14 protein-coding genes are annotated in these 20,257 nt (G+C 34.0%); 4 read left to right on the top strand and 10 right to left on the bottom strand.

Annotated features, from left to right (window positions below):
* Positions 1–80 precede the first annotated feature (80 nt).
* Both IRZ83_RS18350 and IRZ83_RS18355 read right to left on the bottom strand, forming a co-directional pair.
* Entirely contained in the window at positions 81–1,031 is a 951-nt protein-coding gene (locus IRZ83_RS18350; protein ID WP_194570621.1) for a GNAT family N-acetyltransferase, read from the bottom strand.
* Between the two features lie 195 nt (positions 1,032–1,226).
* Positions 1,227–2,246 (bottom strand): helix-turn-helix domain-containing protein, encoded by a 1,020-nt coding sequence (locus tag IRZ83_RS18355; protein ID WP_194570622.1) that lies wholly within the window; start codon positions 2,244–2,246, stop codon positions 1,227–1,229.
* A 187-nt stretch (positions 2,247–2,433) separates the two neighbouring features.
* Between IRZ83_RS18355 and IRZ83_RS18360 the strand changes: the two genes are divergently transcribed.
* From IRZ83_RS18360 to IRZ83_RS18370, 3 genes are all read left to right on the top strand, one after another.
* Complete coding sequence (locus IRZ83_RS18360) at positions 2,434–2,925, top strand: DNA-deoxyinosine glycosylase (RefSeq protein WP_194570623.1); 492 nt, start codon at positions 2,434–2,436, stop codon at positions 2,923–2,925.
* A 261-nt stretch (positions 2,926–3,186) separates the two neighbouring features.
* Positions 3,187–3,621 (top strand): DUF6526 family protein, encoded by a 435-nt coding sequence (locus IRZ83_RS18365; RefSeq protein ID WP_029273552.1) that lies wholly within the window; start codon positions 3,187–3,189, stop codon positions 3,619–3,621.
* 411 nt (positions 3,622–4,032) lie between these two features.
* On the top strand, positions 4,033–4,944 hold the full coding sequence (locus IRZ83_RS18370) for a hypothetical protein (RefSeq protein WP_194570624.1): 912 nt from the start codon (positions 4,033–4,035) through the stop codon (positions 4,942–4,944).
* A gap of 359 nt (positions 4,945–5,303) precedes the next feature.
* Here IRZ83_RS18370 and IRZ83_RS18375 read toward each other — a convergent pair whose 3' ends face one another.
* The 6 genes from IRZ83_RS18375 to IRZ83_RS18400 form a co-directional block, all read right to left on the bottom strand.
* The gene (locus IRZ83_RS18375) at positions 5,304–7,328 is read right to left on the bottom strand and encodes a glycoside hydrolase family 97 protein (RefSeq protein WP_194570625.1); all 2,025 of its coding nucleotides are present in this window, start codon (positions 7,326–7,328) and stop codon (positions 5,304–5,306) included.
* Between the two features lie 25 nt (positions 7,329–7,353).
* A complete protein-coding gene (locus IRZ83_RS18380; protein ID WP_194570626.1) occupies positions 7,354–8,598 on the bottom strand; it encodes a glycoside hydrolase family 71/99-like protein in 1,245 nt (414 codons plus the stop codon).
* A 284-nt stretch (positions 8,599–8,882) separates the two neighbouring features.
* Positions 8,883–10,385: a RagB/SusD family nutrient uptake outer membrane protein gene (locus tag IRZ83_RS18385; RefSeq protein ID WP_194570627.1), complete on the bottom strand. Its 1,503-nt coding sequence runs from the start codon at positions 10,383–10,385 to the stop codon at positions 8,883–8,885.
* Positions 10,386–10,410: 25 nt separating this feature from the next.
* On the bottom strand, positions 10,411–13,413 hold the full coding sequence (locus tag IRZ83_RS18390; RefSeq protein ID WP_228520726.1) for a SusC/RagA family TonB-linked outer membrane protein: 3,003 nt from the start codon (positions 13,411–13,413) through the stop codon (positions 10,411–10,413).
* Between the two features lie 29 nt (positions 13,414–13,442).
* Positions 13,443–14,525: a hypothetical protein gene (locus IRZ83_RS18395; RefSeq protein ID WP_194570628.1), complete on the bottom strand. Its 1,083-nt coding sequence runs from the start codon at positions 14,523–14,525 to the stop codon at positions 13,443–13,445.
* Between the two features lie 8 nt (positions 14,526–14,533).
* Positions 14,534–15,055, bottom strand: coding sequence for a DUF5004 domain-containing protein (locus IRZ83_RS18400; RefSeq protein ID WP_194570629.1), 522 nt, complete (start codon positions 15,053–15,055; stop codon positions 14,534–14,536).
* Between the two features lie 481 nt (positions 15,056–15,536).
* Between IRZ83_RS18400 and IRZ83_RS18405 the strand changes: the two genes are divergently transcribed.
* Positions 15,537–17,135, top strand: coding sequence for a DUF6377 domain-containing protein (locus tag IRZ83_RS18405; protein ID WP_194570630.1), 1,599 nt, complete (start codon positions 15,537–15,539; stop codon positions 17,133–17,135).
* 128 nt (positions 17,136–17,263) lie between these two features.
* Here the strand turns inward: IRZ83_RS18405 and IRZ83_RS18410 are convergent, their stop codons facing one another.
* The gene (locus IRZ83_RS18410; protein ID WP_194570631.1) at positions 17,264–18,487 is read right to left on the bottom strand and encodes a sterol desaturase family protein; all 1,224 of its coding nucleotides are present in this window, start codon (positions 18,485–18,487) and stop codon (positions 17,264–17,266) included.
* A gap of 147 nt (positions 18,488–18,634) precedes the next feature.
* The gene (locus IRZ83_RS18415) at positions 18,635–19,921 is read right to left on the bottom strand and encodes a Glu/Leu/Phe/Val family dehydrogenase (RefSeq protein WP_228520727.1); all 1,287 of its coding nucleotides are present in this window, start codon (positions 19,919–19,921) and stop codon (positions 18,635–18,637) included.
* Between the last annotated feature and the right edge of the window lie 336 nt (positions 19,922–20,257).

Raw genomic sequence — 20,257 nt, forward strand, 5'->3', positions numbered from 1 at the left:
TAGCTTCTAAGATACTGAGTTGCTAAGTTGCTGAAAAAAACTTAGAACCTTAGCAACTCAGAACCTTAGTGTCTTAAATGCTATAGCACTAATTCCATTTGTATGTTACAGCGTTTGTAAGGCGTTGGTAAACCAAATACCTTTTGAAAACCCAGTTTATAATACAAATTAACTGCGGGCTTTAAGATTGTGTTGCTTTCCAAATATATTTTTTTTGCGCCTTGTTCTCTAGCATAATTCACAATAGTTTGGCCTAATAAAAAGCCAATGTTTTTACCCTGCGCTTTTGGAGAAACTGCCATTTTTGCCATTTCAAAATCATAATCAGAATTATTCATTTTAATCAGCGCACAAACTCCCACAGGCTCATTTTTATACAAAGCCACGAAAATTTTTCCGCCCTTATTTAAAATATATTCTTCTGGATTATCTAAAGCTTTGTAATCGGCTTCTTCCATTTCAAAATAAGTCGAAATCCATTCTATATTTAAAGATCTAAAAGCTTCACGGTATTGAGGTTCATATCCTGTAATTTTTACATCTTGGCTTTCTCTCAATTTTTTCTGTTCGTTAACTCTTTTAAGCAAAGTTTTCTGCTCCAATAAAAACTCCCATTCTTCTAAAGCTGCCCAAAGATTTGTAGAAGATTCTGCAATTAATCCGTCAACCGCAGCTTCTACATCCTTCAATTGGAGCTTTAATTCTTTTGAAAATGCTATTCCCTGCGCTGTCAAACCCACAATATTTCGTCGTTTGTCATTGCTTTTTAAACTTTCTTCTACTAAACCTGCCACAATCATTTCCTGAACAATTTTACTGACAGAAGGCTGAGAATGACCAATTTCATTTGCAATTTCTGTAATTGTTATTTCTCTATCTTCTGTAAGCGTATAAAAAACAGGAAACCATTTTGGCATAAAGTCCATTCCGTACAACTCGTATATTTTAGCAGCATCATCTGTAATAATTGCTGTCATCAAACGCAACCGGCTTCCTAAAGCCACTTTGCCTACTTTATTAAAAAATTCCATATATAATTAATTACATAACTAGTTATGCAAAGATATGTAAAAATAGGTTCAAAGTTGCAAAGGTTTTTCTGCACTGCTAATTTTAATTCTAAAATAAAAAAGACGGACAAATAATGTCCGCCTTATATTTATCTTTAAACCTTCAAACCTTTGTTGCTTTGAACCTTTGCAACTTTGAACCTTTAAACCTTCAAATTAAGCTGTAATAGCCATCGGATTCAAATTGAATTTATATTCTTTTGGGCTGCAGTTGAACTTTTCTTTAAAGATTTTAGAGAAATAGCTTCTGCTGGTAAAACCAATGCAGTAAACAATCTCAGAAATATTTAAGTCAGATGTTCGCATTAGAACTTCGGCTTTTAAAACTCTAACGTGAGTAATATAGTCGTTTACAGTCCTGTTGTGTATTAATTTAAAACCTTCTTGAAGTTTATTTGGTGACAAACCTGATTTTTTGCTTAACGATTTAATGGTGAAAGCTTCTTCAGGGCAAGATTTTATAAATTCAGAAAGTTCTTTGATTTCTTCCATTTCTTTAAGAGTCAGACAATTTGTATCTTTTGATGCATTTAAATCATCTGTATGTTGCTGAATTTCCATTGCAAGAATAATTCTTAAAATTCCTTCTTTCAATAAATTTCTAACAACTCCGGTTTGTGTTATAGCGTTTAATTGCTCAATTTTTTCAGCAATTTTCAAATTATAAGAACCTACATAAAAGAAATCTTGAACCGTATTATTTTCAAAGAAAGTTTCTTTTACTTTTTGATTTAAAGAATGCAGATTATTTTCGTCAACTTGCGTTCCAACAATAATCAAAGTAAATTTTGTTTTGATGTCTTTTTCAAAGAACAAAACATTATCCTGTTTGTTTTTAGAAGTAACAATAGCAGTCTGAAAAGTTTTGAATTTTCTTTCTTCACCGTTAAGTCCAAAACTATGCGATAAATTTCCTTTAGAACAGTATGCGAAATAAACAGGAGATGACATAACGTTTAGAATATCCAATCGAACATCAGCTGAAAAAGTCATATCAAACTGCACGTACGAAATATTATCATTAAAAGAGGCACCAATAATAGATCCTTTTGCAAAACTATTATTAACTTCAAGCTTATGTTCGTCTAAATCAAAAGTGATTTTTCCGCCTAAGTTGCTGTTCAATTCCTCAAATATATTTTGAATTTTTTCTGTATGGATGGTAACTATTTTCATTTTGCCTGAATTTAAATTCGATAATCTGTTGTAGATTTATATCACGAAGCATTTGCTGCGTTTGCAAATCTGACATCAAAGTTCGTTCACAAGTAGGCCAAAAATGTTATATAATTTTCGGCTTTTGTTTTATAATTACTTATGGTAATATTTTAACTCAAATAAATTATTTCTTAATTCAAAAAAAATGAAAAGTTTTTCTTTCTCACCTATATCCTCTCATGAAGCTAACATTTTGATTTTAGGGACAATGCCCGGAACAAAATCTTTAGAACTAAATCAATATTACGGACACAATCAAAATAACTTCTGGAAATTTATGTTCATTATTTTAAGGGAAGATTTTTCAAATGATTATGAAACGCGAAAAGCATTATTGCAAAAAAACAACATTGCACTTTGGGATGTTCTTCAATACTGTGATAGAATTGGCAGTTTAGACAGCGCCATAAAAAACGAAATTGCCAATGACTTCGAAACCTTTCTAGAAAAACATTCTAACATCAAAATCATTCTGTTTAATGGTCAAAAAGCGGCCTCGTTTTTCAAGAAATATGTTCATCTAAAAAAAACATATCAGCTAATTACATTGCCTTCTACAAGTCCAGCAAATGCGAGCAAAGGTTTTCAATCTAAATTAGATGAATGGAAAATTATTGCATCTTTAGTACGATATTGAAATCATATAACATTTTCAATTTAAAATATAACACAAAATTTCGACATCTAAATTAATTTTACTTCAACGAAATAAAAGCCATTAGAAGAAATTTTTAGGATGAGAAAGAGGCTTTTTAAAATATAGATATTACTAAGAAAAACTGTAAAAAGTTTAGACTATAAAAGCAACATTGGTTATGTTAGTTTATTTTGAAAAGAAAGCTATTCTAATTATTTAGGGTAGCTTTGTTTTTTTATTCGAAATCTAAACCAAATAATTATGAAAATTCAAACCTATTACAACCACATACGATTCTACCCCCCACATCATTTTGTATATTACCCAGTTTTATTCCTCTTCTTAGCGGGCAGCCTTTATCTTGCTTTTACCACAAACGATATGTTAATCTGGTTATTTATCAGTGCTATATTTATATTTTTATTTGCACTTGGTTTTATGCTTCGCCAGCATTATGCGCTCATTTTGCAAAACCGAATTGTAAGACTCGAAGTGCGATACCGCTATTTTACCCTAACCGGAAAAAGGCTCGAAGAATTTGAATATAAATTAACAGACGATCAAATATTTGCTTTAAGATTTGCACCAGACAATGAATTTTTACCACTTCTCGAAGATGCTCTCAAAAATAACTTACCTGGAGATTCTATCAAAAAAGCCATTGTTCACTGGAAAGCCGATTATAATAGAGTATAAAAAGTAAATCTAAAAAATATAAAATTCCAAATTCCAAAGTTTTTCAACAGTTGGAATTTGGAATTTTCATTTATAATTAATTCCACAGTCAAAATTCGTAAATCATAACTCAAATAAGGGCGTGCCACCATCCCGATAAAAGGGCAAAATACCTGTGCGCGCATACGCCCTTTTATCGCGATGCTGTCGGGCTATACGCGCTACTTTGGTAGCCAGCTTCTATCCCTCACGCGGTTGGCGTATCCAAAAAAAAGTCTGTTTTTTAACAATTTCAAAATAAAAACAGGTTGTCTAAAAATCATACCGCGCTGATAATCAAACAAATTACTTGAAATAAAAATTAAATGAATGATTTTTTTTGTTAACTTTAAGTGTTAAAACTTTATCAATTAAATTTAAAAATAAATTATTATGAAAAAATTATTTTATTTTTTGATAGTTTCTCTTTTTTGGCTTTCATCACATGCACAAATTGTTGCTGAAGCTGCCGCTAAAGACACTTTAGTTTCAATTGAAAACAAAGCTGCTTTTGATCAAAACATTCCCGATGATTTGCCATGGCACGCACGACGTTTTAAATTGACTGCCGGCGTCTTTTTTCCTTCTAATAACACCGAGGTAGAAGTTGGAAGCAATAATGGAAACTTTGGAGATTTAATTGATTTTGAAAAAGACCTTGGTTTTAATAAACATACAACATCATTTGCCGGATCTTTTGAATGGAGAATATCAAGAAGGTCAAGACTTGGCACAGAATTTTTCTATCTAAAAAGAACCTCAACTAAAACCCTGCAGAGAGATATTGAATTTGGAGATCATACATATCCAATAAATGCGACGGTTTCTGCATTTATGGACAATCAAATTGTTCGCGTTTATTATGGTTACGCTTTTATATCAAAACCAACATATGAAATTGGAGCGCTTATAGGAACACATGTTTTATTAGGAGATGTGGGTTTACGTCTTGAAGCAGGCACCGCACAGGCTGAATACAAAGATAATTTCGATTTCACAGCGCCACTGCCAGATCTTGGAATATGGGGAGAATTTGTATTAGCGCCAAAATGGGGACTTTATGCTAATATTAACTATTTCGCCATTAAAATCAACGATGTTGACGGGCGAATTTTAAGTTATAATTTATCTGTTTTATATAATATTTACAAAAACTTCAGTTTAACTGCCGGCTATACAGGTCTAAACATGAGAGTTGATGTTGAAAAAGAAAGACTAAACGGATTTTTCAAATGGGGTTATTACGGACCAACATTAGCCGCTACTTATAGTTTTGGAAATCATGTTAAGCTTTATAAACATTGATTTTTTTGTTTCAGGTTTCAGGTTTCAGGTTTCAGGTTGAAATGAGAATTAACCGCAAAGTTCGCAAAGTTTTTCTATAAGGAAGGATTTATAAAAACACAAAAAGTTCGCAAAGCTTTATCAAATCAAAGCCTTGCGAACTTTTTCTGTTCAAAATCAATAAATTTTCTTAGCGTGCTTTGCGGTAAATATCCACCAAGATTGCAACCTGAAACCTGAAACCTGAAACTTGAAACTTGAAACTTGAAACTTGAAACTTGAAACTTGAAACAAAAACAACAAGCCCGATACCTTAAAAGATATCGGGCTCATCAGCTCAAACTTAACTTAAACTCAAAATAAACTTAACAAAACTTATTTTACTTCTCGATTGGAGTGAATTTTATAGCTGTTCCTCCTCCAGCTGCGAGTTTGACATCTAAAACTGTTTTACTGTTTACTTTTTGTTTTGAAATAATAACCGGATACGGATTGGTTTTGTAATTCGCTCCTTTTCCATCAGCATAAATTTCAGCTTCGTATTCTTTTCCAAAATCTAAGAATGATAAATTAACTTTTAGATCTCTAGCATTTTTATTTGTAATAGATCCTAAATACCAGTTTTTTTCCTCCCAGTCTTTACGGACAATTGTGGTGTATTCTCCAATTTTAGAATCTAAAACTTTTGTATCTGACCAAGTACAGGGAACATCTTTTATAAACTGAAATTCCGGTTTGCCAACATAATTTTCCGGTAAGTCTGAAGCCATTTGCAACGGACTAAAAATAATAACATACAATGCCAGTTGATTCGCCAAAGTAGTCTGCACTCTTGCTCCAGAAGGCGTTTTATAATCAAAATTAAAATTCCCGGGCGTGTAATCAAAAGGTCCTGAAAGCATTCTGGTAAAAGGCAGAGTAGTTAAATGTTCTGGCGTATTTCCTCCATCAACAGACCAAGCATTGTATTCTTGACCTCTTCCTCCTTCTTGTGACATAAAATTTGGATATGTACGTTGAATACCAGTTCCTTTCATTGGTTCATGATTGTCGATCATGATGTGATATTTAGCTGCAGTTTCGATTACTTTTCTGTAATGACGCGCTCCGTACTGGCTGTCGTGCCATTCTTTTTTATCCAAATATTTGTTTACATAACCCGTTTTAACCGAATTTACGCCCATTTTTTGATACAGTTTAAAAGCATCTTCCAATTGGTTTTCGTAATTTTTTGTAGCGCCGGCCGTTTCATGATGTCCAATTAAGCGAACATTTTTCATCGCTGCATATTTTGTAATTTCTTCTAAATTAAAATCAGGATAAGCTTTTACAAAACTAAACGCAGATCCGTCAGCGGTCCAGTCGCCGTCCCAGCCTTCGTTCCAGCCTTCAACCAAAACACCATCAAAATTGTTTTTCGCAGCAAAATCAATATATTCTTTTGTATTCTTAGTTGTAGCGCCGTGTTTTGGTCCTTGCCCCCAAGTAAATTTTTCTAAATGCATTCCCCACCAAATTCCAATGTATTTTGAGGGCGTGATCCACGATAAATCTTCAATTTTAGATGGCTCATTTAAATTCAGCATAATTGTCGAAACAGCAACTTCTCCAGGAGTTTTACCCACAACAATCGTTCTCCAAGGCGTTTTAAAAGGCGTTTCGGCATAAACTTTTACACCGTCAGCCCAAGGCACTAAATCACTTTTGTATTGTTTGCTGTTTGTTTTTAAAAGTGTCATCGAAGCAAAATCAGTTAAATTGGCTTCATGAATAGCAACGTAAAGTTTCTCTTTGGTTTCAAAAGTTGCCGGAGTATTTATTGTATCCGTCTCACTTACTGGAGTTTTGCGATACGTACTTTCATAATAACTATTCTCTCGATGTACCGGAATCCACCAAACATCATTTTCAGATTTAAAAGTGAATTGCGTTATTTCATTCGAGATTTTTACCTTTCCTAAATGAGGCTGTTTCGGAAATTCATATCGAAATCCTACACCATCATCAAAAACTCTGAAAATAATATCAACCAATCGCTCCTCTCCTATTGATTCTTTTAAATGAACAATCAATTCGTTGTGGTGATCTCTCAGTTTTTTGAATTCTCCCCAAGGCTGCTCCCAAGTTTCATCTGCTGTTTTTTCGTCGGTAGAAACTACTTGAAAACCTTCTGTCATTTTTTGAATTCCCTGAAATTCAAATCCCAACAAAGAAGGTTCTATAACCGATTTTCCATTTGATGAAAAGCTGTATTGAGGCTGACCTGACTGCGTTAATTCAAAAGTTAATTCGGTATTTTTTCCGGGCGAACTTATTTTGTATGTTTTTTTAGTACTAGAACTGCACGCGTACATTAACATCGACGCAAGAATGATCAGACAGCAGCTGTATTTTATGTTTTTCATTATTTAATTGTATTAATTACAACTCTTATTTTATTTCACTTAATAACTGTTTTGCTTTTGCGGGCTGCATAGAAACAAAATAATTAAAAGCCTGATCTAATTTTTTCTGGGCATCGGCATTGCCTTTCTTTTCTATTCTTAGGTTGTATAATTTGCTGATTTCTGTAAAAAACGATTCGGTACTTTTTACTCCCGCAAATGCTTTTACTTTTTCGATATACGTATAACCAAATTCAACCGTTGGTTCCAACATAGTTCCTTCTCCAAAGTCATTCCATGTAATCAATTGCAAATAGTTTACGTTTGCATTTTTTGCCATAGAAAGTGTTTCCTCGAGCGTGGCGCCATTGTTATGTTCTATTGTCCAGCCAATTGCCGCTCCGCCTCCGCCTTCGGCATAAAAATCTTTAAAACCGGGATAAGCACTTCCCATCGCAACTGAAAATTTTGGTTTGGTATTGGTATAAAAATTTGTCAAATAAGTGCTGTTTTTATACACCCAGGCATATTCACCTGTAGCATTTTCTCCCGCTTCTACAGATTGATCCCAAAGGGTTAAAAAAGTTGGTTTTGCAGTTAAAGCACCAAAAATGTTTGTCCATTCTGCAGGCGTCTGAAGTACAATTGGTCCAAAATTTAACAGTAATGGTTTTCCATTAATTTTGATGTAGTTCGAATCGCCAAAATAATTCGTCTGCAAATAACTCAAATCAGTTTTAGCGGCGCTTGTAACCGAAATTGCTTTCCCGGCATCGACAGCATTTTTCGTCACTCGGTCCTCATAAACGATGGCATATTCAAGTCCAACTTTATCAAGCATGGCAATCAATTGCTCTGTATTTTCTTTTACCATTCTATAATCGTTTACATCATACGTTCCGTACCAATCGATCAAAAGCCCATCAATTCCTGAATATTTCATCAATAATAAATGATTTTCAATCACATTTTTATCGCCAGAATGATAAGGTCCGATCATCGGATAATAATACGATGCAATTTGTCTGCGGTTGTTTGCTCCAATATTGTTTGGGTTTTTATTGGCCATTGTCCAATGATATCCCCATTTTTTATCGGGACTGCTTTCATTGGTTTCAAACCAAGGCATATAATGAACGTAAATTTTCGTGCTGTTTGTTTTTTCAATTGCAATCGGAGCGAGTGTTTCTGGCTCTGTTGGCTTGTCTGAACCTTTGTCATCACTGCTGCATCCAGAAGCGACCAAAATGTTCATAATTCCAAAAAACAAGAATGTGATATATCTTTTCATATTGATGTATTATTTGTTTTTATTTTTTGATACAGATTAAAAATTTATCAAATTTTTTAATCATTAATCTGTGGTTAAATTTCTCTCGCAGATTTTGCACATAAAGCAGATTTGTTTTAATGAAATTTGATTATGAAAATCTCTTTAAACTGTACGAAAAAATAAATCTATCAGATCTGCAAAATCTGCGAGAAAAAAAAATGTTCAGTAATTCTTATACCAAAAAAATTAAAATATGTCAGCCTTCCGCGACTAACCAACATGGAAGGCTGACATTCAATAACCTAATACCCAGGATTCTGTACCAGATTTTTATTTGTAGTTAAAACTGTACTCGGAATAGGGAAAATCGCTCTATACTTTTCAGTTGCACCTTTTTCCCACCACGGCTGGAAAAATGTTCCAAAACGAATATTGTCTGTTCTTCTTCTTCCTTCAAAAGTGAATTCTTTCAGCAGCTCTTTATCAATAAAATTAAGATCAATAGTTGCTGGCATTTCTTCTCCTGCACGTGCTGTAATTTGCTGTACAAATGGTTTTGCTAAATCAGGTGATCCTAAGCGAACGTAACATTCAGCCTGCATCATTAAAATTTCGGCATAACGAATTAAAACAAAATCATGATCGCGCTCCCATTGTTCGCCCGCTTTCATTTCGTATTTTCCTAAACGAACTCCCTGATTTTCTTTTGCATCTGCGACACTTGTTACTTCTTCAGTATACGTTAATGGCTCTCCGTTATCCATAATAATAACAGAACCAGTCGCTAAATTTATCTGATCTCCGGCAACCATGCATTTTTTTCTTTTATCAGTATCTGAAAAAGCCGAATAAACTCCTGGCTGTGCGCACATTCCGTTTGCGCTCCACGGATAATCTCCAATTGGAGAAAGTGTTAGTTTATGCAGATAATGACAAGACATTGAAGACATATAATTCCCAACTGTTCCTGCTTTTTGATCGTACGGGATTGCAAAAATTATCTCTGGAGATTTTTCATTTTGTGTTGCAAAATTGGCGAAGAAATCAGGCGCTAATGTATAACCTGTTACTTTCTGACACATGTTAATACAGTCTTGCCAACGCGCAGTTCCGATAAATGCTTCCGAATTTAAATACAATCTTGCCAATAAAGAATAGGCAACATTTTTTGTAAATTTAGAATATACTACATTTGAAGTTAAGTGCGGAATCGCATCCAGCAATTCTTTCTCCACAAAATCATACACTTGTTTTCTTGAAGAATTAGACGGCAATGCGGTATCTTCAAAATTGACAACAATTGGCACATTCCCAAATAAATCTAAAAGATTATAGTAATAGTAAGCTCTCAACGCTTTTAGTTCAGCATAAATTGGTGCTTTTGCAGCAGCTGTTAAAGATGATTTATCAATTTGATAAATGATAGAATTGATTTTTGCAATTCCGGTATAATTGTAACGCCAAGCGGAAAGAATCATACGGTTGTCTGCTTTCCAAGTGTGTCTTTGAGCGTCTTGATATTGACCTCCATCGAACCAGTTTGTTCCTCTGGTTGGAATTGTAGCTTCATCAGAAACTGTTTCATTTAAAAAGAATACATACTCACAAGTTGGATAATTATTTGATATACCGTCTGCAAATCCTCTTAGCGAAGAATAAGCGCCTCCAACTAATGCATCAATTTCTTTTGGAGTATTGCCAAAGTCTCCATCTTCTACTTTATCATATAGATCTTCATTTAAATTGGTACATGATATCGTAAAAAGCATACTCATCAATATTGCTGCTGTTATTTTGATTTTCATTTGTTCTATTTTTGAGTTAATTCGCTTAATTATTTAGCGTAAAATTTAATCCAACAGAAATAGTTGTTGGTCGAGGATAATTATTATACTTATCAATTCCTGGAGCTGCTAATCCTGTCTGGTCAACACCATCTTGAGCATTTAAGCCAATCTCTGGATCAACACCTTTGTAGCTTGTCAAAACAAAAAGATTTTCTCCCATAAGGTAAACTCTCAGTTTTGAACTTTTATACTTCAACGGTAAAGTATAGCCTAATGAAAGTGTTTGAAGCCTGAAGAAAGAGGCATCTTCAATCCAATAACTTGAATATTTTGGAGATGATGTAATCCCGCTGTTCAAAAAGTCATCCGGAACATTGAAAGCCGGAAGTCTGTTTGGATCATTTAGCATCATATTTGTTGCATTTAATGCTTTCTGACCAAACATTCCATAACCTGAAACGCCAAGGTCGAAGTTACCGTAAGTAAAATTCATCCCGATTCCTAAAGTTAAATCTGGCTGTACATTTCCTAAATCTCTTTTGTCATCATCGACTAACGCATCTCCTAAAACTTTATCATTTGCAGCATTGTAATACAGCATTTTTCCATCGGCGTCAAGCCCTGCGCTTTTAAATCCCCAGAAAGTTCCAACCGGATATCCTTCGGCAATAATTTGAGAATACTGACCAGACATACCAGATAACCCATGAAGAGATCCGCTGTAAATCACATCTGTTTCATAAGTAGTATTTGATAGTTTTTCAATTTTTTGAATATTGTGTCCTAAAGTTAAATTGGCATTCCAACTAAATTTATCTCCTTTAATGATGGCAGCATTCAGTGTAAGCTCCACTCCTTTATTTGACATTTCACCAACGTTCGCCAGCATTGTTCCAACTAAGTAAGGTGGTTGAGGCACTTCGTACGTATATAATAAATCATCCGTTTTTTTAGAATAATATTCAAATGAGCCCGAAATTCTATTGAAAAGTGTAAAATCGATACCAACATTAATTTGTTTTGTAGATTCCCATTTTAAATCTGGATTTGGATTTTGTTTTGGAGAATAAGCCAAACTCCAAGTTCCCGTAACTGGATCGTAGTAACTGTCGTTTCCAACTCCTAGAATTGAAAGCGATTTGTATTCGCCAATCCCGTCCTGGTTTCCGGTAACTCCATAACCTACTCTAAGTTTTAAATTATCAAGCCAGCCTTTTGAGGAGCTCATAAAATCTTCGCTTGAAATTTTCCAAGCTACAGAAGCAGATGGAAAAGTTCCCCATTTATTATTTTCTCCAAAACGGCTAGAACCGTCTCTTCTTACTGTTGCTGTCAACAAATATTTGCTGTCGTATGAATAATTGGCACGAGCATAAAATGAAACCAAATTTGATTTCCCTTTATACGAATACACATCACCTAAACGGTAATTGTAACCTGCTCCTAAATTATTGTAGCTAAATGCATCTGTTACAAAACCGCTTCTTTGTGCACCAAAACCTTCATAAATATTTTCTAAATACGAATATCCGGCAAGCGCTCCAATATTGTGTTTGTCAATTATTTTATTGTAATTGACATAAATTTCGCCTTGCGCATTAGCATATTCAGCATATGTTTTCTGAGCGTAACCGTCTTCTGTTCTTCCTTCCATAACTGCGTATGAAGGTTTGTACGTGCTTCCTTTTACGGCGTTATGTTCGTATGAAATGTTGGCTACCGCTAGAAAATCATTCAAAAACTTAACTTCAGTTTTAAAGTAACCCAGCAATCTGTGTCTTTCATTGTCAACGGTTCTGTTCGTCAAAATCTCAACCGGATTTTCATAAATTGTACCGCTTACTGAAGTAAAATCTCCATTTGCATCATAAACAGGAATTGTTGGATTTAGATTATAAGAACGTTCAAAAATTCTATAATCTAACGGATGCCACTTATCAACATTGGCAAATAATCCCATATCAAATTTTACATCTTTATTATCACCAAGATATTGGTACGCGCTAACGTTGCCGCTTAATCTTTCTAAACCTGTAGTTTTAATAACACCTTCATTATTTAAGTATGAAAGAGAGGTTCTAAAACCACTGTCTGCTTTACCAGAATTAATGCTTAAAGTATGCGATTGCGAAATAGCAGTCTGCTCTAATTCTTTTTGCCAGTTGGTATTTCCTCCGTAATCAATCGCATCTTTATTGCCAGTTTGGCGCACATATCCTCTCCATTGATTGGCTGATAGAAGATCTAAATTATCCGCAACATAACCAATACTTGATAAACCGCTGTACGTTACAGAAACACCTTTTGTCCCTGATTTTGTTGTAATTATAATAACTCCATTTGCTCCTCTAGATCCATATATGGCTGTCGCCGAAGCATCTTTAAGAACGTCAACAGATTTAATATCCGAAGGCTGAACGATATTGATATCAACTCCTGCAATTCCATCAACTACAATTAGCGGACTGTTGCTCGCTGTCAGAGATGTTCCTCCACGCAAGCGCAATGTAGAACCTGCTGCAGGATCTCCAGAAGGACGAATTACATTTAATCCGGCAACTTTTCCCTGCAAAACCTGTTCTGTAGATGAAATGGTTCCTTTTACTAAATCATCTCCCTTAACTGTAGAAATTGCTCCAGTTAAATCTGATTTCTTTTGCGTTCCGTATCCAACGGCAACAACTTGAACTTCTGCCAGCATATAACCATCATTTTGCAGACGAACATCAATAGGAGATTTGGTTCCTGATAGAATTTGAATTTTTTGAGTTGTCGATCCGATAAACGAAATTTCAATTGAACTTCCTACGGCTACAGTCAAGCTGAATTTACCGTCAAAATCTGTAGTGGTAGCATTTTTAGTACCCACCTCTATTACTGAGGCGCCTGGCAATACATTTCCGGTATTGTCATAAACAGTACCAGATACCTGCTTTTTATCCTGAGCGAACATTCCTCCCGAAAGAAAAAGCATGAAAATCATGAATACCACAGTTTTAGTAGTCCACATATGATACAGGACTATTTTTTTATTTTTACTATTCATTAGAATTGATGTTTTAATTTGATAGTGAATTATTTGTCTAGCGTTTTAAGCGGCATTTTGGTATCTGAGATCGTTTTGTCTTTGTTGTCTTTTACTACAACATGAATCTCATTTAAGTTCGCAATACCATTTAGTTCTGTAACTAAATTGACAAATCCTTTTATCTCTGCCTTTCCTCCGGTAAACTCACCAGAAATTATTTTGCTTCCGGCTGTAATAGTGTAGAGCAATTTGTTTACGCCCGGCTCATTGTTTTTTCTAGACATTCCCAGAAAATCCTTTTGACTGATCTGCAAAGGAAAAAATGCAAATACCGGTGGCGGTGGCGGAATATATTCTCCAGCGTATAAAACCTGATCCGGAATTGTTCCGGCCCAATCGTCTTTTACCATCAAGAAAACTAAATTTTCCATTACGTAACCGTCTGGTGCGTTGTAATATTCCTTCGGAACCAAATCCATTTTATAGAATCCGTTTCCTAAGTCTTTTAATTTTGTTTTTGCTGCAATTTCAGGAAGCCAAGATTGGTATTCTTGTTTAATATCCCAATTATTCAAACCGCTGTGTATATGTACACTTGTCGCGCCTGCAAATCCTGGAGCCAAATTGGCATTGAATAAAATACTTACGCCTTTATCGATTGTTGGTTTTGTTGGATAAGCTCTGATTAGTTCATTAGCTGTATAAAAAGAAGAAAAATCAGTATAAGGCATATTGGCAACATCACTTTGCTTCGATCCGTTTTTGTTTTTTAAACGAAACCAAAATCCTGCGCTTGCTGCAATTTCCTCCGGAGTTTTAGAGAAATACTGTGTTGGAGTTAAAGTAAAACTCCAAACTTTATTGCCAACATACGTCAGTTTTGCAAAGTCTGACGAGTTTTCCCAGTGTCCTGCATCTGGCTCAGATGGCGACCAGATCCAGATATAAAGATCTTCATTTTCAGCAAATGTGGTTCCTGAAAGATCAAAGTACCAAGTCACTTTTTCATCATATTTGTATACTACAGGAAATGATGACATACTTCCCACAGCTCCCGCGGCTTCTTGAGCCTGCGTAAAATTAGGAGCCATTAAAAGGGCAAGTAAAATTGTATATAGAAATTTTTTCATATTACTTTTTAATTAATAGCATTTAATTTAAACACGTACGACACAAAAGGGCTGCCTCCTGAAGAATGCACTAACTGAAATTCCATTTCGTCATTGCTTCCCGGAACTGATGTTAATCTAAGTTCATCTGTTTTTTGTGTTTTTTGAGCGTCACTATACAAATAGATTTTTACCGCGCTTGCGTTCGTCTGCTGAAAATCTGAGCTTAACTGCCAATATCCCTTTGGGGCAAATAACGCTGGCACGTTACCCAAAACTTCATAACTTGTCGGATTATTCTTTTCGTCTACACTGAATCTGATTTTAAAATCTTCGTAGTTGAAATAGGTGCTCAAGTTTTCTTCACTTGGTTCGATCTTATTTGCTTTCGCAGATTCGTCAACCATTTTTAAATTTGTTAATCCCCAGTCTCCATTTACTTTCTCATAAATGGTAATCGGATCAACGTGGCTTCCGTCGTCAGTATTATCACAGCCAACGGCTATTAAACACAAAACAAAAGCCAGCCAATACATACTTTTACATCTCATAATTTGTGGTTTGATTGTTAGTTTTTTTTGCCTCATTAAAGACAGAACGAAGCTAGATGTTAAATAAATCTAAAAAAAAATATCTTAGAAAAATCAAGATATAATTCGAATAAATTTTAGATCAATTAATTGAAAATGAATATTTTATAATATTTTTGCATTTACAAAAATCAAGGTTATGTTTAGATCAAAATCAACAATTAATTAATGGTAATTATGACAATATCTAAATTAAAGTCTATATTTTTTTCACTATACATATATATAATTGCTTTTTATTGTATAATTGCAAATTATTAGACTACTTTTAACATTTAGATCTAGTTTTTGGATGCCAAACCCAATTTTAGAGCTTTGTTTATTGAAGTTGTAAAATTCTGAAAGTTGTCTAATCATCAGCTTTCAAGTTCTTTTTTCAAATTAAAAAACGAATTAACTCGAACCAATCAAAAGAAATTTTTTACCCTAACCAAACAAAACCATGCAAAGAATATTCATTCTATATTTTTTTATTGCAGGTTTTTCTCTAACTGCGAAAGAGACGAATCCTGTTCTGGAAGAATTAGATAAAGTACTTCTGAAAAAAGATGTTTACTTAAAACAGAAGTATCGCAAAATTGAAGCTTTAAAAAAAAACGTATCAAAATTTACGGTAAGCCAAAACAACGAAGAGCTCTACAATAGCTATATGGCATTGTTTGAAGAATATAAATCGTTTAAATATGACTCTGCTTATTATTATTTAGAAGAAGCAAAAATTAAGGCGATCGTTTTAAAAGATCCAAAGTATTTGGCTCATAGCCGAATTAAAGAAGGTTTTGTATTGCTTTCGTCAGGATTATTTAAAGAAGCAATTGACACATTAAATGTTATTGATGACACTAAACTCAATCTTAAAAATAAGTTTGAATACTATTCCATAAAAGCCCGCGCTTATTATGATTTAGCTGATTACAACCGTGATCAGCGTTTTAATATTCACTACGTACAACAAGGAAATCATTTCCTTAAAAAAGCGCTGGAACTAATCGGAACTAATACAAACGAATATTGGGCAGCCGAAAGTCTAAAAAGATTAAAACAACAAGATTGGCGTGGTGCCGAATTTGCTTTTAGTTACTGGATTAATAATTATACTTTACCACCTGATTATTACGGAATCGCTACTTCCAGTCTTGGCTACATTTATTCGGAACGAGGATATACAAAAAAAGCAATTCAATATTTAGCGCTCGCCGCTATTGCAGATGTCAAAAATGCGACAAAAGAAACTGTTGCGCTTCGGAATTTAGCCAACGAACTCTTTAAAATGGGTTATCTTGACAAAGCAAATGAATACATTAACATTGCCATGGATGATGCTACTTTCTACAACGCCAGACATCGCAAAATTGAGATTTCGTCTATATTGCCTATTATCGAAAAAGCACAATTGAATAATGTAAAAGATAAGAACGATAAACTCGAAAAGATCATTATTCTGCTGACTATCTTGACACTAATTATTGTATTGTTTTCGATTATCATTTTTAAGCAGCTAAAAGAAAAAAATAAAGCGCGCAAGATAATGGCTTCATCGTACGCGCAGCTTCAGGAAATGAATATCAGTTTAAGCGAAGCGAATGCCATAAAGGAAGAATATATTACGTATTTTATTAAGGCGACATCTGCTTTTATTAATAAAATAGACCATCTCCAAAAAAGTACGCTTCATAAAATTATTACAAAGAAAACCGACGAAGTTATTGCGAGCCTGAAACGCTATAACGTTAAAGAAGAACGCGAAAATCTCTTTCATCAATTTGATGAAATTTTCCTGAAATTGTTTCCAACTTTTGTGACAGATTTTAATCATTTATTTCCAAATGATCATAAATGCATCGTAAAAAAAGGAGAACTTTTAAATACTGAATTAAGGATTTTTGCTTTGTATCGATTAGGAATTCAGGACAGCAGTCAAATGGCAGAATTTCTCGAACTTTCTGTAGCTACAATTTACACTTATAAGACAAGAATCAAAAGCAAATCAGATTTTAAAGATACCTTTGAGGAAAAGATTATGGCAATTAAAACGATTTAAATTACATTCGTCCTTCATGTAAGGGTTTTCAAAACCTTGCAGGAAAGAGAAAAAGCGGCATGTAAATGTCGCTTTTCTTTGTATTATTTATTAAATTAAATAACTCATATCCCTTAACTCATAACTGGTTATTCAGAAGTTTCCAGCTGCAGCACTACATTTTGATACCTTTTGCTCAAAGAGAACAATTGCTCGGCAAAAATCATAATCGCAAGCGGAATAAAGAAGAACGAAGTTAAATCTTCTTCATATAAAAAGTAAGTTGTTATAATAAAAATTCTTCCATATTCTAGATAATACATCCATTTTCGCTGTTCTAATAAAGCACCGCAATTGATTAATGTAATAAGAATAAAGCACAGAACAAAAACTTTATCAACGAAGTTTAAATACTCAAAATAATACGTAAAAACAGTCAATACCAAAGTACATACTCCTAATTGAATATAGAGATAGTTTCTAAATCGAAGTCTTTGATGCGGATTGCTTTTATCCTGCAGAAAGCGTTTTTCTAAAATTGGGCGAATATCCTGATCCATATGAGCTGGGCTTCCAAAAACGGCGCTCCATCTGGCTTTAAAGCCTTTAGAACGTTTCCATAATTCAAAAATTTCAAAGTAATAATGAAAATGCTGCCACAAGAAACTGTAGCTTTTTAAAGGATGCGTTAATCCGTATTTTGGTTTTTCCTCTTCTTGCTGAAAAGTTCCAAAAAGGCGATCCCAAAAAGTAAACATATCTCCGTAATTTTTATCCAGGTATTTTTCGTCAGAGGCATGATGTACACCATGAACAGAAGGCGTTACAAAAACATATTCAAGCCATTTTATTCTACCAATAAGCTGTGTATGCGTAAAAAAAGAATAGGCACCATGAACAATAAGCATTGTAATAACCATAGACGGATGAAAACCGACAAAAGGAAGAACGCACCAAAATCCGGTACGTATAATTGCCTGAAAAGTAGTGATTCTGGCAGCAGCTGTAAAATTAAATTCTTCACTGTGATGGTGCACAATATGTGCCGCCCAGAAAAAATTGACTTCATGTCCTAATCGATGGTACCAGTACCAAACAAAATCGGTTGCCAAAATTAGCGCAAACCACACAAAAGCATTACTCGGAATATAAAAAATTCTGTAGTTATTATAAATGAAATAATACAGCTGATAAAAACTAGCGGCTATAAAGAGATTGATCAACCGTTCTGCAATACCAATACTGATATTAGAAACAGAGCTTTCATAATTAAAAATTTCCGGTCTCTTTTTACGCTGTGCCAACTTATATTCTAAAAACAAAAAAAGAAAGAAAGCGGGCATTGCGAACGCAAGAAAATTAATATGTTCCATTTTTAAAAATTACTTTTTTTTCGATTCTAAAAAAACTCTAATAGAAATTATTATAAAATTAGTAAAGACATTTTCATCAATTAATATATTTCTATTTATGAAATGCTACTAACTGATGAAAACAATCTTCATCTTTATAGCCAATTTTTAATTCTGTTTGAATTTTGGAGTCTCTAAAGCTACTTCTTTAACAGATTGTGTATCAGCTACTTTTTGCAAAGCAATTACATAAGCAGCAATTCTTGGCGTAATATTATGTTTGGCCGCGATTCTAAAAACAGTTTCAAAACCTTTTTCCAGAATATCTTCTAAACGTGTATTGATTTGGTGAATTCTCCAAGACTCTAAAAGTGAATTTTGAAGCCATTCAAAATAAGAAACGGTAACACCGCCAGCATTTGCCAAAATATCCGGAACTACCAATACATTGTTGTCATGCAATATTTTATCAGCATCAGAAGAAACGGGTCCGTTTGCACCTTCTACAATAATTTTTGCGCGAATAGCATCGGCATTTTTCTGTGTAATAACATCTTCTTTTGCTGCCGGAATTAAAACATCTACATCTAAAAGCAATAATTCTTCGTGTTTGATGGCAACCGAATTTGGATAGCCTTTTATACTTTTATTATTCAAATTATAATACAAAATAAGTTCCGGAATATTGATTCCGTCAGGATTGTAAAAAGCTTCAGATACATCACTTACAGCAACTACTTTTAATCCTTTTTCATATAAAAATAAAGCTGAATGCAGTCCGACATTTCCAAAACCTTGAATGGCAACACTTGATCTTGCTGGTCTAAGTTTTAATTTTTGAAGTGCCAATAACGTAATAATACTGACACCTCTTCCTGTTGCTTCTACTCGGCCTAATGATCCTCCAGAATGCAAATGTTTTCCCGTTACAACAGCGTGAATTGTTTTGCCGTGAACTAATGAAAATTCATCCATAAGCCAGCCCATTTCGTCAGGACCTGTTCCCATGTCTGGCGCAGGAACGTCTTTTTCTGGTCCAAAAATATCTGATAAAGCTTTTGTGTAAGCTCTTGTTATTTTCTCTAATTCTGTTTTAGAAAGTTTTCTTGGATCACAAATAATACCGCCTTTTGCTCCTCCAAACGGAATTCCAGTTACTGCTGATTTCCAAGTCATCCAAGCGGCAAGCGCTTTTACTTCATCTAGATTTACTGCTGTATCGTATCTAATGCCACCTTTTGAAGGTCCTAATGCTGTATTGTGAATTACACGATATCCTTCAAAATTTTGCTGGCTGCCATTATCCAATGTAATCGAAAAATTAACCACGATCTGTTTTTCCGGTCGCTGTAATTTTAATCTGATTGATTCATCTAATTTTAAAATATCGGCCGCGATATTAAAACGATCAATCATTGATTGAAAGGGATTTTGTTTAATTATTTCTGCACTCATATTATATATCTTTAAATTTGGGTTTATCTAATTTGTATTTTATTTTTTTTTAAAAAACTTTCTAAAATTTCTGAAAGAATGTTTTAGAAATAAAGACCACAGCCACAACATGGAATTTTAATCCGGCAGCTCTGCATCATTTTATTTTTATTCCTATTCGATCTCATTTTATTTGTTTTTTAATAGTTCTAAAAAAAGCCTTTCATGGTGCATGAAAGGCTAAAAAAAAAAATAACTAACAAGTACTTTCTCTATTAACGCCATTTCATCTCACAGTTTATCATGCAGCACATCGTGAAGCTGCATGTAAACGAGATTATATTTGGACTATAGTTT

This window comes from Flavobacterium sp. JLP, from assembly GCF_015350755.1.
Taxonomy (GTDB): domain Bacteria; phylum Bacteroidota; class Bacteroidia; order Flavobacteriales; family Flavobacteriaceae; genus Flavobacterium.

Coding starts and splice junctions, on each gene's coding strand:
- IRZ83_RS18350 (WP_194570621.1), bottom strand. CDS start 1,031: ATGGAATTTTTTAATAAAGTAGGCAAAGTGGCTTTAGGAAGCCGGTTG.
- IRZ83_RS18355 (WP_194570622.1), bottom strand. CDS start 2,246: ATGAAAATAGTTACCATCCATACAGAAAAAATTCAAAATATATTTGAG.
- IRZ83_RS18415 (WP_228520727.1), bottom strand. CDS start 19,921: ATGAGTGCAGAAATAATTAAACAAAATCCCTTTCAATCAATGATTGAT.
- IRZ83_RS18360 (WP_194570623.1), top strand. CDS start 2,434: ATGAAAAGTTTTTCTTTCTCACCTATATCCTCTCATGAAGCTAACATT.
- IRZ83_RS18405 (WP_194570630.1), top strand. CDS start 15,537: ATGCAAAGAATATTCATTCTATATTTTTTTATTGCAGGTTTTTCTCTA.
- IRZ83_RS18375 (WP_194570625.1), bottom strand. CDS start 7,328: ATGAAAAACATAAAATACAGCTGCTGTCTGATCATTCTTGCGTCGATG.
- IRZ83_RS18385 (WP_194570627.1), bottom strand. CDS start 10,385: ATGAAAATCAAAATAACAGCAGCAATATTGATGAGTATGCTTTTTACG.
- IRZ83_RS18390 (WP_228520726.1), bottom strand. CDS start 13,413: ATGAATAGTAAAAATAAAAAAATAGTCCTGTATCATATGTGGACTACT.
- IRZ83_RS18380 (WP_194570626.1), bottom strand. CDS start 8,598: ATGAAAAGATATATCACATTCTTGTTTTTTGGAATTATGAACATTTTG.
- IRZ83_RS18410 (WP_194570631.1), bottom strand. CDS start 18,487: ATGGAACATATTAATTTTCTTGCGTTCGCAATGCCCGCTTTCTTTCTT.
- IRZ83_RS18395 (WP_194570628.1), bottom strand. CDS start 14,525: ATGAAAAAATTTCTATATACAATTTTACTTGCCCTTTTAATGGCTCCT.
- IRZ83_RS18370 (WP_194570624.1), top strand. CDS start 4,033: ATGAAAAAATTATTTTATTTTTTGATAGTTTCTCTTTTTTGGCTTTCA.
- IRZ83_RS18365 (WP_029273552.1), top strand. CDS start 3,187: ATGAAAATTCAAACCTATTACAACCACATACGATTCTACCCCCCACAT.
- IRZ83_RS18400 (WP_194570629.1), bottom strand. CDS start 15,055: ATGAGATGTAAAAGTATGTATTGGCTGGCTTTTGTTTTGTGTTTAATA.